This window comes from Kosakonia sp. ML.JS2a (assembly GCF_025642095.1).
In the GTDB taxonomy this organism is placed as follows: Bacteria; Pseudomonadota; Gammaproteobacteria; order Enterobacterales; family Enterobacteriaceae.
This window is the reverse complement of sequence record NZ_CP106754.1, coordinates 1-15839: the sequence shown is the minus strand read 5'-3', so window position 1 is coordinate 15839 and position 15839 is coordinate 1. Positions and strand designations below refer to the sequence as shown.

Genomic DNA, 15839 nt, shown 5'->3' with positions numbered 1-15839 from the left:
GACACGTTTCACGTGAAGGACCGGCATCCTGACGATGCCGGTCGCGGGGATTAATGCAGTTCAGGCCAGAAATCTCTGTTCGCGTCCACCAAATCATCAAGGATGGCTTTGGCGACAGAGGCGCTGGGGACGGTTTTCGACAGGGTGAGGGCCTGCCACAACTTCTGGTAGGAATGCTGTTCCCAGGCGTCCACCACCAGTTTCTCCACCGCCACCTGCTGGCTCATCAACCCTTTCTGGAAGTGCGGAATATCACCGACCGTCAACGGTTCCGGGCCGTTTTTCCCCACCAGGCAAGGGATTTCCACCATCGCGTCGGCGTCGAAGTTATGGATCGCGCCGTTATTCGGCACAATCAACAGCATCCGCGCCTGGGTGTTAAAGGCAATGGCGGTCGCCAGATCAACAATGTAAGACGCATGCTCGTCGATCTCCAGCTCACCGGCAGACGATTTCCCCGCTTCAATAATCGCACGGCACGCGCCAAAAACCTGTTTTTCACGGTGATCCATCACTTCATTCGCACGGGTGCGTTCAGGGTTAGCGTGTGCGACAACGTAATCCGGGAAGAGGTAATACTTCAGGTAGGTGTTCGGCATGGTATCCGGATCCAGCGCCTGCACATCTTTTGCTTTGGCGAAGGTGTCGTTCCAGCTCGCTTCGGTATGCTCATCTTTTGCGGGCGGAACATAGCCATTTTTCGCCACATATTCGCGTAATTTCGGCATTAAATCATTGCCGTTCTGATCTTCAATCGATGTCCACCAGCCAAAGTGATTAAGCCCGTAGTAACGCACCCGCATCGCTTTACGATCGGGCAGGCCGACAATCTGCGCCATCCGTCCTTCGATGCCGATAGGCATATCGCAGATATTGAGGATTTTGGCCTGCGGGCGCAGACGACGGGTCGCTTCCGCGACAATCGCCGCCGGGTTGGAGTAATTGAGCATCCAGGCATTTGGCGAATACTGCTGCATATAATCCACCAGCTCCAGTACGCCGCCAATAGAACGCATACCGTAAGCGATCCCGCCAGGGCCGCAGGTTTCCTGGCCCACCACACCGTGGCGCAGCGGGATTTTCTCGTCTTTTTCGCGCATCGGGTATTTGCCCACGCGAATATGCGCCATCACAAAATCCACATCGCTAAAGGCGGTTTTCGGATCGGTGGTGTAGCTAAAGTCGATGTCCGGCGCCTGCTCACGGAGAATAATTTTACAGGCCTCGGCGATGGTCTCCTGGCGCGCGCCATCGTTGTCATAAAATTTAAGCGCGCGCAGCGGAAAGCGATCACGGTTAGCCAACAACATCAGGACGATACCCGGTGTAAAGGTGCTACCGCCGCCAGCGATTACCACAGAGAATTTTTTCATTATACAGCCTCCGACAGAGTGGAAAGTTCGTTCGTTACAGGGGTTTTCATAAGGAATTCAAGCTGTTCACGCACTTGAGGAACATGCAGCCCGACAATCACCTGAATGCCGTTACCGCGCCGCACCACGCCATGCGCGCCCAGCGCTTTGAAGACATCGTCGCTGTCGGTTTTCGCCATATCGTTCAGCGTGATGCGTAACCGGGTCGCACAGTTGTTAACGCTTTCAATATTCGCCGTGCCGCCAAGCGCTTTCAGGAAACCGGCGGCCTGGCTCGTTTGCGCGGCAACCGGAGCCGTGGTGTGACCACGCGCCGCTTTGTAGTCCGCTTTGCTATAGAGCTTCACTTCACTCTCTTCCCGCCCCGGCGTTTTGAGGTTGAGGCGGACAATCAGCGTGCGGAAAACCAGGAAATAGAGCGCGGTAAAACAGAGACCGATGCCAGTCTGCGTCAGCACCATCGCCGCATGGTTATGGAACATAGGGATCCAGTTCTGCGGCAAGAACTGGTCAAGCAGGCCGCCCCCCATATTGCCCACCACGCCAAAGCTGTACATCACCGTCGCCATCGTGGCGGCCAGCACGGCGTGCACGGCAAATAAGAGTGGGGAGATAAACAGGAAGGTAAACTCAAGCGGTTCGGTAATGCCCACCAGCACTGCCGTGAGCGTGGCGGGGATCAGTAAGCCTGCAACTTTAACGCGGTTTTCCGGCGATGCGGTGTACCACAACGCCAGCGCAATACCGACGGAACCGAACACTTTCGAGTTACCATGCAGGGCAAAACCACCTTGCGGGAAGAGGGTTTTCAACGCTTCGGTGCTCTGGCTAAATTCCTGTAAATGCTGCGCCCAGTACACCTGAATGCCGCCTTCCACTGCCGCCGGACCAAAAACAAACGGCCCATAAACAAAGTGATGCAGCCCGGTCGGGATCAGGATGCGCTCCAGGAAGGTGTAGACCCACACGCCCAGCGCCCCGGCGGAACGTAAGAACGCCTGTAACGACTCAATGCCCAGTTGCACTTTCGGCCAGCCCAACAGCGTTAACCAGGCGCAGGGGATCATCGCCAGGAATGCGATAATCACCACAAACGATGTGCCCTGAAAAATGCCGAGGAATACCGGCAATGGTTTATCGAAGTAGCGGTTATGTATCGCCGTCACAAGGCCGGAAATGGCAATCGCGCCGATAATGCTGGTATCAAGGGTTTTAATACCGGCAATCAGCGTTAATCCGCTACCGGCAACAGGGTCTGCGGCAAAGTTGACGCCAAAGAAATGACCCCAGGTCATCCCCATGGCATTAATAAAATAGTTCCAGGTCAGGAAGCTAATCAGCACGGCCAGACAGGCACGCCCCTGAGCCTGTTTCGCCAGGCCAATGGGTAAACCAACGGCGAAAATCAGCGGCATGTTACGAAACACCGCCCAGCCGCCTTCTTCAATAATGTGAACGATCTGTGCAAAGAGGTTGTCGGGTGCGGTAAGCGCTTCACCGACGAACAGCGGGTTGCGCAGCATGATAGCGATCCCAACCACCATACCGGCGAAGGGAAACAGCAACACCGGGGTAAACATGGCGCCGCCAAAACGTTGTATTTGACTGAGCATTTTTAAATCCTCATTGAACAACCTGTAGGGGTAGAGGCCTTGTTATGGTGTGTTGGCCTGAAATGAGCATAAGAATTTGCTTCAGCGCGAGCAGGGCGCGCCGCTGCGATCCGTGATAGCCCTCATAGTTTTATTTGGCCCTGTCAGGTCTACTTTTCAGCAGAAAGATAGACATGCTCAAACCCCATTCCCGGCTTAATGCCCCTAAAGAGGTCTACAGGTGATCTATAAATCCATTGCCGAACGATTACGCCTGCGGCTGAATTCGTCGGATTACCCCATTGGCAGTCCGCTGCCCGGCGAGAAAATACTGGCGCTGGAGTTTGGCGTGGCGCGGATGACTATCCGCAAGGCGATCGACTTGCTGGTCGGTTGGGGGTTGGTGGTGCGCCGCCACGGCAGCGGCACCTATGTGGCGCGCAAAGATGTGCACCATGAAACCACCAATCTGACCGGACTGGTGGAAGTGCTGCGTCAGCAGGGAAAGGAGGTTCACAGCCAGGTACTGCTGTTTGAAGTGATGCCCGCGCCGCCCGCTATCGCCAGCCAGTTACGCATTCAAATTAATGAGCGGATCTACTTTTCGCGCCGGGTGCGCTATGTCGAAGGCAAACCCTTAATGCTGGAAGATAGCTATATGCCGGTGAAGCTGTTCCGCACTCTCTCGCTGGCGCATCTCGAAGGGTCAAAATTCGACTATATCGAGCAGGAGTGCGGTATATGCATTAGCGGTAATTACGAAAGCCTGACGCCGGTGCTGGCGGATAAACAGCTGGCAACGGTGCTCAATATTGAAGAACACACGCCGCTGCTGCGCATTACCTCTCTTTCCTACAGCGACAGCGGCGAGTTTCTCAACTATTCCGTGATGTTCCGCAATACTCGCGATTACCAGGTGGATTACCACTTGCGGCGCATCCACCCTGATCTGCCCTTACCCCAATCCCCAGAAGATCACCGCCAGTAGCTGCGGCGTGATAATGCGCAGAAACATCACCAGCGGATACACCGTGGCATAAGAGAGCGCCGCCGCGCCGCTGGTGGCATGCAGGCCGTTAGCAAAGGCCAGCGCCGGGGGATCGGTCATTGACCCCGCTAACATGCCGCACAGGGTCAGGTAGTTCATCTTCGCCAGCACCCGCGCCAACACGCCGACGGTGATAAGCGGAATGGCGGTGATAAAAATGCCGTAGCACATCCAGTTCAGCCCATCGCCATGGGTCAGCGTGGCGATGAAATCACCGCCGGATTTCAGCCCAACCACCGCCAGAAACAGCACAATCCCCAGCTCACGTAGCGCCAGGTTGGCGCTTGGCGGCATAAACCAGTACAGCTTGCCAACGCTGCCAATACGCCCGAGGATCAGCGCCATAATCAGCGGGCCGCCCGCCAGACCTAACTTCAGCGCGACCGGAAAACCCGGCACAAAAACCGGCACGGAGCCCAGTAACACCCCCAGCCCAATACCGATAAACACCGGCAGCATTTGTACCTGTTGCAGTTTATGCTGCGCATTGCCGACTTCATTGGCCACCGCTTCAATAGCCGACGGACGGCCGACCAGATTGAGAATGTCACCAAATTGCAGGCCCGCATCGCTACTGGCGACCAGTTCCACCCCCGCGCGATTAAGCCGGGAGATCACCACGTCGTACCGCTCTTTGAAGTGCAGATCGCGGATTTTTTTCCCCAGCACTTTCTCGTTGGTCACCACCACCCGCTCAACGCGTAAATCCGTACCGCGTGTCGACAACGAGGTGTCCACCTCCTGGCCAATGACCAGTTGTGCGTTGTGCAGGTCTGCTGGCAGCCCGACCAGGTGCAGCAAGTCCCCGGACTGAATCAGCGTCGTGGGCGAGGGTACCATCAGCAAATCCGCCCGTTTTAACCGCGAGCAGATGATTTTGTCGCTGTTGAGAATGGGCACATCCTGAATCGCCATATTGTTGAGATTCGGGTTTTCGACGCGAATATTGATGGTGCGGATAAGCGACGTGCCGTGACTCAGGGTGGCGTCATGCTTCCGCGCTTCGTCATCAACATTGACGCGAAACAGCACCCGCAGCAGCCACATGGTCAGCAAAATACCGCAAATGCCAAACGGGTAGGCCATCGCATAGCTCATCCCCATTTGATCAACCGCAGCGCCTGGTACGCCCAAATCGCGCAGGATCTGCTGCCCGGCCCCGAGCGCCGGCGTGTTGGTGACCGCGCCGGAAAAAATACCGAGCACCACAGGAAGCGGGATGGCAAAAAGTTTATGCAGGATAGCGGTCACCAGACCGCCGAGGATAACAACCAGAATGGCAAACAAATTGAGCCGCAGACCAGAAACACGCAAAGAGGCGAAAAACCCCGGCCCCACCTGGATGCCAATGGTATAGACAAAGAGGATCAGGCCAAACTCCTGCACGAAGTGCAGCATCGGGCTGCTTAAGGGCACACCCAACTGGTCGACAAAGTGCCCGACAATGATCCCACCGAATAACACGCCGCCAATGCCAAAACCAACGCCGCGTATCTTCACATTACCGATCCACAAACCGACAACCGCAACCAGCGCCAGTATGCTTACTGTTAACGCGATATCACTCATGAATGCTTCCTTCCACATGATGACTATTGCGATTCTGGCAGAGGCAACCGTGCTTGTATGGGTGATGGCGCACAAAGCGCGCGGCTTTTGTTGCTTCTCGCGGTCGCGTCAGTGTGGGGAAGGAGGAGATTGGCGCAAACTGCGCACATAAAAAAGCGCCGACGGGCGGCGCTTTTTCATCACTGACGTTAGCTGGTTAACGCCGGGCGTTCGCTAATGGCGATACGCTGCGGGGCGGCTGTTTCCGGGACATTACGCAGCAGATCAATATGCAGTAAGCCGTTATTGAACGTAGCGCCGGAGACTTCCATAAAATCGGCCAGCGTAAAGCTCAGGCTGAACGGTTGGATAATCAGCCCCTGATGCAGCCATTTCGGTTCGTTGGCGGGTTTTTCCGGCGTCCCTTTGATAGTCAGACGACCGCTTTCCAGTTGGATATCCAGCTCTTCCTGACGGTAGCCCGCCAGCGCCAGGGTAATGCGGTAGTGGTTGTCATCGCCCTTCTCAATGTTATAGGGCGGAAAGGTCTGTTGCTCGGTGGTGCTTTGCAGCGCGTTGGCCAGTTTGTCGAAGCCGATCCACTGACGCAGCAGGGGGGATAAGTCGTAATTACGCATTGTGTTTCTCCTTCAAAGAAGCGAGTGAATACCTGCGAGCATGCGGCTCGCATATGCTCCCTGTCGGCGAGCATGTTCAGGATGGGCCGCCAGCGCGACCCGGAATAAATCAGTTAATTTCGATACGACGCGGTTTTTTCTCTTCCGGGATCACGCGTTCCAGTTCGACGTACAGCAGGCCATTGACCAGGTTAGCGCCCTGGACGTGGATGTTTTCGGCCAGCTGGAATTTACGCTCAAAGTTACGTTCGGCGATGCCCTGATAGAGATAGGTGCGCTCTTTTTGCTCGGCGGTATGGGAGCCTTTCACCACCAGCAGGTTGTCCTGCGCGGTGATCTCCAGTTCGCTTTCAGCAAACCCTGCCACGGCGATAGCGATGCGGTAGTGGTTTTCGTCCACTAATTCCACGTTGTACGGAGGGTAACCACCATTGCTTTGGCTTTGATTGTTTTCCAGCAGATTAAACAGACGGTCGAAACCAATAGCAGAACGGTAAAGCGGAGAAAGATCGAAGTTACGCATACATAAAGCTCCTGAAATCAGCGAGATTGTTATTTGCCTTCCACAATGGACAGGCCATGCAACAGTAGCCAAACACCCTTACGGCGTGTTCCCCGGCTCTATTCCTAAAATGTGGCTGACGGTGATGATTTCAAGGGGCGAATATCGACTTTTTTTTGCACTTTCTGTGGCAACGCTTAGACTGGGGTTACAGCACAAATGGTCAAAGTGCGAATGCCGCCACAGAGCGGAACCCGAACGCTGATTTTTGCTCTGCGGAAAAGCCATAAACGCGGAACGGTGTTCACACTGCCAATAACGATGATTAGCTAATGATGAAAAATATACTGGTAGTTTTTGTGTTCTTCAGCGGAATGGTGCTGTCGGGGTGCTCCAGCGTCATGTCTCATACCGGCGGCAAAGAGGGGGTTTACCCCGGCACGCGCGCCAGCTCAGCCATGGTGTCGGATGATGACACCGGTATTGGCATGAAATCGCTGGTGGTGCTGGATATGCCCTTCACGGCGGTGATGGACACCTTACTGCTGCCATGGGATCTGTTCCGTCGTGATAACTCGATAAAGTCACGGGTGGAAAAGAGCGAGCAGGCTAACTTTGCCACCAATTCCGTTATCCCGCCCGCACCGATGCCTGCCCGGTAAACTACAGCCCGGTTTCCGTCATCCATAACTGGCGGAAACCCTCCGCGTCTTGCATCCAGGCGACCTGTTTGCCATCCGGCGAAAAGACCACCGCATCCGCCGACGGCGGATTTCCATGATCGGAAGTCAAAAAGGTTATCTCTCCGCGCTTCGCATCGCACAGCGCAATACGGTTTTCCAGTACAAATCCCAGCGCATTACCCGATGGATGCCAGTTAAACGCCGACTGGATCCCGCTGGTGGTCTGCGTTAGCTGGCGCGGTTCGCCGCCATTTGGGCTGATTAACCAGAGTTGAACAATGCCCTGGTCGTCGCGCATCAGAAACGCAATCTGCGTCGCTTGCGGATGACTACGCACCCAGTGACGCGGCACATTCACCAGGCCGGGAAAGGGTTTATGGTGGGTAAAGGTCAGGCGCTGTTGTACCACCCCCTGCGGAGGTGCGGGCAGGGTATCCGGCGTTCCTTGTAGCGGTGCGTCGCCCGCCGTTTTCCAACCCTGTTCATCCTGAGGGAGCGTCACAATAAACAGCTCCGGCACTTTTTCGCCGGTCAGCGACAGCGTGTCGCCAATAAACGCCAGCCGCTGGTCGCTCACCCAGCCCTCTTCGTACGCCCGGTTAATCTCGTCGCTACCCGGCATGGGCGTAGGTGTGGTGCAGCTTACCAGTACGCTCCAGTGGCTGCCGCCGTACTCACGGGGATGTGTACAGGGTGGGTTAACCGGGCCAAATGGCGCAGCAACACCGACGTTGCGTAAATCCAGCGCCGGGGAGCGCTCATGCATAACATGGTCGTTATAGGTGAAGCTGATGAATTCGCCATTCGGGCTGAAAACATGCACATGCGTACCACCGCGCAGCGCGCCGGGGGTCCAGGGCGCGGTGATGTCCATCGCATCAAGATTATGGGTCGAGCCAGTTTCCGTCACCACACCGCGGCGATGATGAAAGTCGTATTGCCAGTCGGCATCCGGGTTTTCCGGACCATGGATGAAGACATACTTTTCCGCCTGCGGGCTTACCGTTACCACGCCCACATGCGCGCCATCAGGGGCGGTATACAGTACCTCCACCACCCCGGTATGCACATTGACCCGCTCGATGGTTTTACCGGTAAACGACGCGCCGGAAGGACGGACGTCAAACACCAGCCACTGGCTGTCCGGTGTCCAGGTTTGGGTATTGGTCAGTTGATGATTGCGGGGGGCAAAGGTGAGTTGTTTCATGAAATTACCCTGAAGCCAAAATATCGCTTCAGGGTATAGCAATGCGCGGCGTTAGCCTACATCTCACTTTATGGTTATTCACGCGCGTGTTGGCTGAACTCAGTTCAGCGCAAACTTCTCAATCGCGTAAGCCACGCCGTCTTCCAGGTTGGATTTGGTGATAAAGTTCGCCACCTCTTTCACCGATGGGATTGCGTTGTCCATTGCCACGCCAATCCCTGCGTATTCAATCATAGCGATGTCGTTTTCCTGATCGCCAATCGCCATAATCTCGTCCGGTTTGATGTTCAACACCTCCGCAAGGGATTTCACACCGGTGCCTTTATTGACGCGTTTATCGAGGATTTCGAGGAAGTACGGCGCGCTTTTCAGCACCGTGTATTTCTCTTTCACTTCCTGCGGGATGCGGGCAATGGCCTGATCCAGGATAACAGGGTCGTCAATCATCATCACTTTGAGGAACTGGGTCGCCGGATCCATTTTTTCTGCTTCGCAGAACACCAGCGGAATGGTAGCAACGTAGGATTCATGCACCGTGTAGTAGCTGATATCGCGGTTGGCGGTGTAAAGGGTGTTGCGATCCAGCGCGTGAAAGTGCGACCCCACTTCGCGTGACAATTTTTCAAGATAGCGGTAATCGTCATAGCTCAGCGCCGTTTGCGCGACGGTGCTGCCGTCGCTGGCGTTCTGCACCAGCGCGCCGTTATAGGTGATGCAATAATCGCCTTCCCTCTCCATATGCAGCTCTTTCATATAACTATGAACGCCTGCATACGGTCGACCTGTGGTGAGCACGACATTGACGCCGCGTTCGCGTGCAGCGGCAATGGCATTTTTAACAGCGGGAGAGATGGTGTGATCGGGCAGCAACAGCGTGCCGTCCATATCGATTGCAATAAGTTTGATAGCCATGAGGTCCCCAGGTGAGATATTTCCGGACTCATGCTAACGCGATTCCGCTCAAAAAACAGCAGCGCGACGGGAGGAAAAAGGGGCCAAAAAGGGGAACCTGGATTCCCCTTTTTCATGCCGGATGGCGGCTTATGCCGTATCTGGCACTATTAGCCGGCCAGAAGGACGATTAAATATCGATGTTCGCGGCTTTCAGTGCGTTCTCTTCAATAAAGGCGCGACGCGGTTCGACGGCATCGCCCATCAGGGTCGTGAACAGTTGATCGGCAGCAATCGCATCTTTTACCGTGACGCGCAACATGCGGCGGCTGTCCGGATCCATGGTGGTTTCCCACAGCTGTTCCGGGTTCATTTCACCCAGGCCTTTATAACGCTGAATAGCAAGACCACGACGCGACTCTTTCACCAACCAGTCCAGCGCCTGCTCAAAGCTGGCAACCGGCTGACGGCGCTCGCCACGTTCGATAAAGGCGTCTTCTTCCATCAAACCGCGCAGCTTCTCGCCGAGGGTGCAGATACGGCGGTATTCGCCACCGGTAACGAATTCGTTATCCAGCAGATAATCGGTATCCACGCCGTGAGTACGCACGCGAATGATCGGCTCGAAATGGTTCAGCTCGCTGTTCTTACGCACATCGAACTTCCACTGGCTGCCGTGCTGCTCATTCTCGTTCAGGTCGCTGACCAGCGCATTTACCCAACGCGTGACCTTCTGTTCATCGGCAAGATCGGCTTCTGTCAGCGTCGGTTGATAAATCAGCGCTTTCAACAGCGTACGCGGGAAACGACGCTCCATGCGGCCAATCATCTTCTGCGTGGCGTTGTATTCAGAGACCATTTTTTCCAGCGCTTCACCCGACAATGCAGGAGCACCTTCGGTGGTGTGCAGCGTTGCGCCATCCAGCGCGATGGAAATCTGATACTGATCCATCGCATCGTCATCTTTGATGTACTGTTCCTGCTTGCCTTTCTTCACTTTGTACAGTGGCGGCTGAGCAATGTAGACATGGCCACGCTCAACGATTTCCGGCATCTGACGGTAGAAGAAGGTCAGCAGCAGCGTACGGATGTGCGAACCATCGACGTCCGCATCGGTCATGATAATGATGCTGTGATAGCGCAGTTTGTCCGGGTTGTACTCATCGCGACCGATGCCGCAGCCCAGCGCGGTGATAAGCGTCGCCACTTCCTGCGAAGAGAGCATCTTGTCGAAGCGCGCTTTCTCAACGTTAAGGATTTTACCTTTCAGCGGCAGTATCGCCTGATTTTTACGGTTACGGCCCTGCTTCGCAGAACCGCCCGCGGAGTCCCCTTCCACCAGGTAGAGTTCGGACAGCGCCGGGTCACGCTCCTGGCAATCCGCCAGTTTGCCCGGCAGGCCCGCCAGATCCAGCGCACCTTTACGACGGGTCATTTCACGGGCTTTACGCGCCGCTTCGCGCGCACGCGCCGCATCGATAATCTTACCAACAACGATTTTTGCGTCGGACGGGTTTTCCAGCAGATATTCGCTCAACAGTTCGTTCATCTGCTGCTCTACCGCCGTTTTCACCTCGGAGGAGACCAGCTTATCTTTAGTCTGCGAGGAGAATTTCGGATCCGGCACTTTGACCGAAACCACTGCAATCAGGCCTTCACGGGCATCGTCACCGGTCGCGCTGACTTTGGCTTTTTTGCTGTAGCCTTCTTTATCCATGTACGCATTCAGCGTACGGGTCATCGCGGCGCGGAAACCGGCCAGGTGAGTACCGCCATCACGCTGCGGAATGTTGTTGGTAAAGCAGTAGATATTTTCCTGGAAACCATCGTTCCACTGCAGCGCGACTTCCACGCCGATACCGTCTTTTTCGGTGGAGAAGTAGAAGATATTCGGGTGGATCGGCGTTTTGTTCTTGTTGAGATACTCAACAAACGCCTTGATGCCGCCTTCGTAGTGGAAGTGATCTTCTTTGCCGTCGCGCTTATCGCGCAGGCGAATAGAAACGCCGGAGTTCAGGAATGACAGCTCGCGCAGACGTTTCGCCAGAATTTCATATTCGAACTCGGTAACGTTGGTGAAGGTCTCATAGCTCGGCCAGAAACGCACCATGGTACCGGTTTTTTCGGTATCGCCCGTCACGGCCAGCGGAGCCTGCGGCACGCCGTGTTCATAAATCTGACGGTGGACTTTGTTATCGCGCTGGATAACCAGCTCCAGTTTCTGCGACAGGGCATTTACCACGGAAACGCCTACGCCGTGCAGACCGCCAGAGACTTTATAGGAGTTATCATCAAATTTACCGCCTGCATGCAGTACGGTCATGATCACTTCCGCTGCGGACACGCCCTCTTCCGGGTGAATACCGGTCGGAATACCGCGACCATCATCCTGTACGGAGACGGAGTTATCGCTATGGATGGTGACAACGATGTCTTTACAGTACCCTGCGAGCGCTTCGTCGATAGCGTTATCTACCACCTCGAATACCATATGGTGCAGACCGGTGCCGTCATCTGTATCGCCGATATACATACCCGGGCGCTTACGCACCGCATCCAGCCCTTTCAGGACTTTGATACTGGAGGAGTCATAAGAATTCGACATCAACGTTTCTCGCTCATTTAGTCTTGGGTTAATCCGTTATTTTACCCTTTTCCACGGTGAACATCTTCGAATTTTTGTCCGACATGTCCATCACGTGTTCGGCGCTGATCGCGCTGACAAAAACCTGCGACTGCGTCGCTTTCAGGCGGCTGGCTAACAGCCCACGCTTCGCGTCATCAAGTTCTGAGGCAAAATCATCTATCAGGTATAAACAGCGTCGTCCGCTCTCGCGGGTTAAAAATTCCCCCTGCGCCAGACGCAGCGCGCACATCAGGAGTTTCAACTGCCCGCGCGACAGCGTATCTTCCACCGGCGCGCCGTCCGCACGAATGCGGAAATCCGCTTTATGCGGGCCGTGAGCGGTGTAGGTCAGCATGCGGTCGCGCTCAAAATTGCGCTCCAGCACTTCGCCGTAATCGGTCTCTTTTTCCCACCCGCGCTGAAAACCAAACGTCAGGGAAAATTCAGGTAAAAATTGTTGGCAGGTATCGGCCATATCTTCGGCAATGGCTGCGCTGTATTCGGCGCGCCAGCGGCTGATCTGCTCAGCCAGCGGGATCAGTTCTTTGTCCCACGGGCGTAACTGCGCGTAATGCGTCACCTGGCGCAATGCGGCATTGCGCTGTTTCAGCAAGCGTTTGAGATTGCTCCAGGCGGTAAAAAAACCGGCTTCGTTGTGAAAGCATCCCCAGTCGAGGAACGCTCTTCGGTATTTGGGGCCGCCGTTGAGTAGGGTAAACCCCTCGGGCGTAATCAGTTGCATTGGCATTAACAGCGCCAGTTCCGCCACTTTGTGGCCGTCGGTGCCATCAATACGCACTTTGCTGTCGCCGAGCTTATCTTTCGTCAGACCAATCGCGGTTTCGCGCTCTTCCCCCTGCAAACGACCATGCAGAACAAACGCCTCCTGTTCATGGCGGATCACACGGCCGATTTGCAAACTGCGAAACGCCCGACCATGTCCGAGCGTATAGATAGCTTCGAGAACGCTGGTTTTACCGCTGCCGTTGGCGCCGACCAGGAAATTAAAGCCAGGAGATAACGCGAGATCTGCGTTCTCGATATTACGGAAGTCTTTAATCAGAAGGCGGGTCAGTGACATAGTTCAGAGCATCAGTCCAGGGGCGTGAGTGTCGCAGCCAGTTCGTTTACCGCCAGCGCACAGAAAGCGGAGCGTACACGAAGTACGTGAGCATTTCGAGCACTGCCGGAAGACGAAATGGCAAATAGACCAGCCCCTTTACAGATTCTACAAGCGCATTGGCATAACAACATAAGCCGCGCTTTGGCTCGCCGCATCTTCAATCTGTACGCTGGAAACGGAGTCAGTCAGCAGAATACGGACATTTTCGCACTTCAGCGCATTCAGCACATCCAGCACGTAGCTGACGTTAAAGCCGATTTCCATCTCGCTGCCGGCATAGGTGACATCAAGAAACTCTTCTGCTTCTTCCTGTTCCGGGTTGTTGGCGGTGATTTTGATCTGATTCTCGCTAACGTACAGACGCACGCCGCGGAATTTCTCGTTCGAGAGAATAGCGGCACGGGCAAAGGCCTGCTTCAGCAAATCACAGCCTGCTTCCAGCGTTTTGTCCGGATTCTTCGGCAATACGCGGCGATAATCAGGGAAACGGCCATCAACCAGCTTTGAAGTAAAGATAAAATCGCCAACGTGCGCGCGAATATTGTTGCTGCCAATCTGCACGCGCAGCGGGGTGTCGCCGCCGTCGAGCATGCGCATCAGCTCAATCACGCCTTTACGCGGCACGATCACCGAATGGTTTGGCAGTGATTCGCCAATCGGCATGGAGCAGACAGCCAGACGGTGACCATCCGTTGCAACGGTACGCAGCTCTTCGCCTTCAGTTTCGAACAGCATGCCGTTTAAGTAGTAACGCACGTCCTGGTGCGCCATGGAGAACTGCGTCGCTTCGATCAGGCGCTTCATTGTCGCCTGCGGCAGCGTGAACTCCACTTCGCTTTGCCAGTCGTCCAGGTTCGGGAAGTCAGCAGCGGGCAACGTGGAAAGGGAGAAACGGCTGCGCCCGGAACGGATCAGCATACGCTCGCCTTCCAGCTGCACGGCGATTTCCGCACCTTCCGGCAAACCGCGGCAGATGTCGAAAAACTTACGCGCCGGAACCGTTGTCGCACCTTGTTCATGTGGCTGGATCAACGCAAGGCGGGCCACCATCTCCATTTCGAGATCGGTCCCGGTCAACGACAGCGCGCCTTCGGTCACCTGAAGCAACAGATTTCCGAGGATCGGCAACGTAGGGCGTCCGCCCAGTGGGCCGCTTACCTGTTGCAGCGGCTTTAATAAATGTTCACGTTCAACGGTAAATTTCATAGCGTCACGAAGATAGTGTTCGGATTAAATTGGAAAAATCTTCTTTGATATCATGGCTTTCTTCACGCAACTGCTCAATCTTACGGCAGGCATGCAGCACAGTAGTATGATCGCGGCCGCCAAACGCGTCGCCAATTTCCGGCAGACTGTGGTTGGTCAACTCCTTTGCCAGCGCCATCGCCATCTGGCGCGGGCGGGCTACCGAACGGGATCGACGCTTGGACAGCAGATCCGCGACCTTGATCTTGTAATACTCCGCCACCGTCTTTTGAATATTGTCGATGGTGACCAGTTTTTCCTGCAGCGCCAACAGATCCCGCAGCGCTTCACGCACGAAATCGATGGTGATCGCGCGCCCGGTGAAGTTGGCGTTGGCAATAACACGGTTCAGCGCCCCTTCCAGCTCACGCACGTTAGAACGCAGGCGTTTCGCAATAAAGAAAGCCACTTCGCCCGGCAGACGAATGTCGTTCTCGTCCGCTTTTTTCATCAGGATCGCCACGCGGGTTTCCAGCTCCGGCGGTTCGATCGCAACGGTCAGGCCCCAGCCAAAGCGCGATTTCAAACGATCCTCAACGCCGTTGATCTCTTTCGGATAACGATCCGACGTGAGAATGATCTGCTGATTGCCTTCCAGCAGCGCGTTAAACGTGTGGAAAAACTCTTCCTGGGATCGTTCTTTATTAGCAAAGAATTGGATATCGTCAATCAGCAGCGCATCTACGGAACGGTAGTAGCGTTTAAACTCTTCGATCGCATTGTTTTGCAGGGCTTTTACCATGTCCTGGACAAAACGCTCGGAGTGCATATACACCACTTTCGCATTGGGCTTGCGCGCCACAATGCCGTTGCCCACCGCATGTAGCAGGTGAGTCTTACCGAGGCCGGTTCCGCCGTATAAAAATAGCGGGTTATACGCACCGCCGGGGTTGTCTGCAACCTGGCGGGCTGCCGCACGGGCGAGCTGGTTTGATTTACCTTCAACAAAGTTATCAAAGGTATGTTTGACGTTAACGTTGGAGCGGTAAGTCGGTTCCGCCGGTGCAGGCACATTGTCCCAGCCTGGGCGCGCAGCAGGCGCGGTTCGCTGTACAACCACCTGCGCCGCTTGCGCTGGCGCGGCAACGCTGGCCGGTTCCCTCAGCGTCTGGCTGACCGGGCGGGTGCCGACTTCAAAATGCAGTTGTGGGGCGTCCGTACCGCAGAAGTCATTCAGCAGTCCATTGATATTGTTGAGATACTTGTCTCTAACCCAATCGAGGACAAAACGGTTTGGCGCATACAAAGCCAGCGTGTTATCGCTCAATTCCGCCTGCAAAGGGCGTATCCACATACTGAATTCTGTGGCTGGTAACTCATCCTGCAATCGGGCAAGACACTGCTGCCAAAGCGAAAGTGACAC

The 15839-nt window shown here is 55.1% G+C and carries 13 protein-coding genes; 2 read left to right on the top strand and 11 right to left on the bottom strand.

Annotated elements, in window-relative coordinates; all coding sequences use genetic code 11:
• Window positions 1–50: 50 nt before the first annotated feature.
• A complete protein-coding gene (locus tag N7922_RS00065; RefSeq protein WP_263098691.1) occupies window positions 51–1373 on the bottom strand; it encodes a 6-phospho-alpha-glucosidase in 1323 nt (440 codons plus the stop codon).
• A complete protein-coding gene (locus N7922_RS00060; protein ID WP_263098690.1) occupies window positions 1373–2986 on the bottom strand; it encodes an alpha-glucoside-specific PTS transporter subunit IIBC in 1614 nt (537 codons plus the stop codon). The genes N7922_RS00065 and N7922_RS00060 overlap by 1 nt, the downstream gene beginning before the upstream one ends.
• Window positions 2987–3206: 220 nt before the next feature.
• On the opposite strand from N7922_RS00060, the gene N7922_RS00055 reads away from it, so the two are divergent.
• Window positions 3207–3953 (top strand): GntR family transcriptional regulator, encoded by a 747-nt coding sequence (locus N7922_RS00055; RefSeq protein WP_263098689.1) that lies wholly within the window; start codon window positions 3207–3209, stop codon window positions 3951–3953.
• Here N7922_RS00055 and N7922_RS00050 read toward each other — a convergent pair.
• From N7922_RS00050 to ibpA, 3 genes are all read right to left on the bottom strand, one after another.
• Window positions 3921–5582, bottom strand: a complete 1662-nt coding sequence (locus N7922_RS00050) for a putative transporter (RefSeq protein ID WP_263098688.1) — start codon at window positions 5580–5582, stop codon at window positions 3921–3923. The two genes, N7922_RS00055 and N7922_RS00050, sit on opposite strands and share 33 nt — an antisense overlap.
• A gap of 188 nt (window positions 5583–5770) precedes the next feature.
• A complete protein-coding gene (gene ibpB, locus N7922_RS00045) occupies window positions 5771–6199 on the bottom strand; it encodes a small heat shock chaperone IbpB (RefSeq protein WP_263098687.1) in 429 nt (142 codons plus the stop codon).
• Between the two features lie 109 nt (window positions 6200–6308).
• Window positions 6309–6722, bottom strand: coding sequence for a small heat shock chaperone IbpA (gene ibpA / locus N7922_RS00040; protein WP_061492406.1), 414 nt, complete (start codon window positions 6720–6722; stop codon window positions 6309–6311).
• 311 nt (window positions 6723–7033) lie between these two features.
• On the opposite strand from ibpA, the gene N7922_RS00035 reads away from it, so the two are divergent.
• Window positions 7034–7363, top strand: coding sequence for a YceK/YidQ family lipoprotein (locus N7922_RS00035; RefSeq protein ID WP_263098686.1), 330 nt, complete (start codon window positions 7034–7036; stop codon window positions 7361–7363).
• Window position 7364: 1 nt separating this feature from the next.
• On the opposite strand, the gene N7922_RS00030 is transcribed toward N7922_RS00035, so the two are convergent.
• The 6 genes from N7922_RS00030 to dnaA all read right to left on the bottom strand — a co-directional run bounded on the left by N7922_RS00030 (window position 7365) and on the right by dnaA (window position 15839).
• A complete protein-coding gene (locus N7922_RS00030) occupies window positions 7365–8591 on the bottom strand; it encodes a DUF3748 domain-containing protein (RefSeq protein WP_263098685.1) in 1227 nt (408 codons plus the stop codon).
• A gap of 99 nt (window positions 8592–8690) precedes the next feature.
• Window positions 8691–9503: a sugar-phosphatase gene (gene yidA, locus N7922_RS00025; protein WP_263098684.1), complete on the bottom strand. Its 813-nt coding sequence runs from the start codon at window positions 9501–9503 to the stop codon at window positions 8691–8693.
• Between the two features lie 169 nt (window positions 9504–9672).
• A complete protein-coding gene (gene gyrB / locus N7922_RS00020; protein WP_263098683.1) occupies window positions 9673–12087 on the bottom strand; it encodes a DNA topoisomerase (ATP-hydrolyzing) subunit B in 2415 nt (804 codons plus the stop codon).
• A 28-nt stretch (window positions 12088–12115) separates the two neighbouring features.
• Window positions 12116–13189 carry a DNA replication/repair protein RecF gene (gene recF / locus N7922_RS00015; protein ID WP_061492401.1) on the bottom strand — a complete coding sequence of 358 codons (1074 nt, stop codon included), beginning with the start codon at window positions 13187–13189 and terminating at the stop codon, window positions 12116–12118.
• A 147-nt stretch (window positions 13190–13336) separates the two neighbouring features.
• Window positions 13337–14437, bottom strand: a complete 1101-nt coding sequence (dnaN, locus tag N7922_RS00010; RefSeq protein WP_061492400.1) for a DNA polymerase III subunit beta — start codon at window positions 14435–14437, stop codon at window positions 13337–13339.
• A 4-nt stretch (window positions 14438–14441) separates the two neighbouring features.
• A complete protein-coding gene (dnaA, locus tag N7922_RS00005) occupies window positions 14442–15839 on the bottom strand; it encodes a chromosomal replication initiator protein DnaA (protein ID WP_263098682.1) in 1398 nt (465 codons plus the stop codon).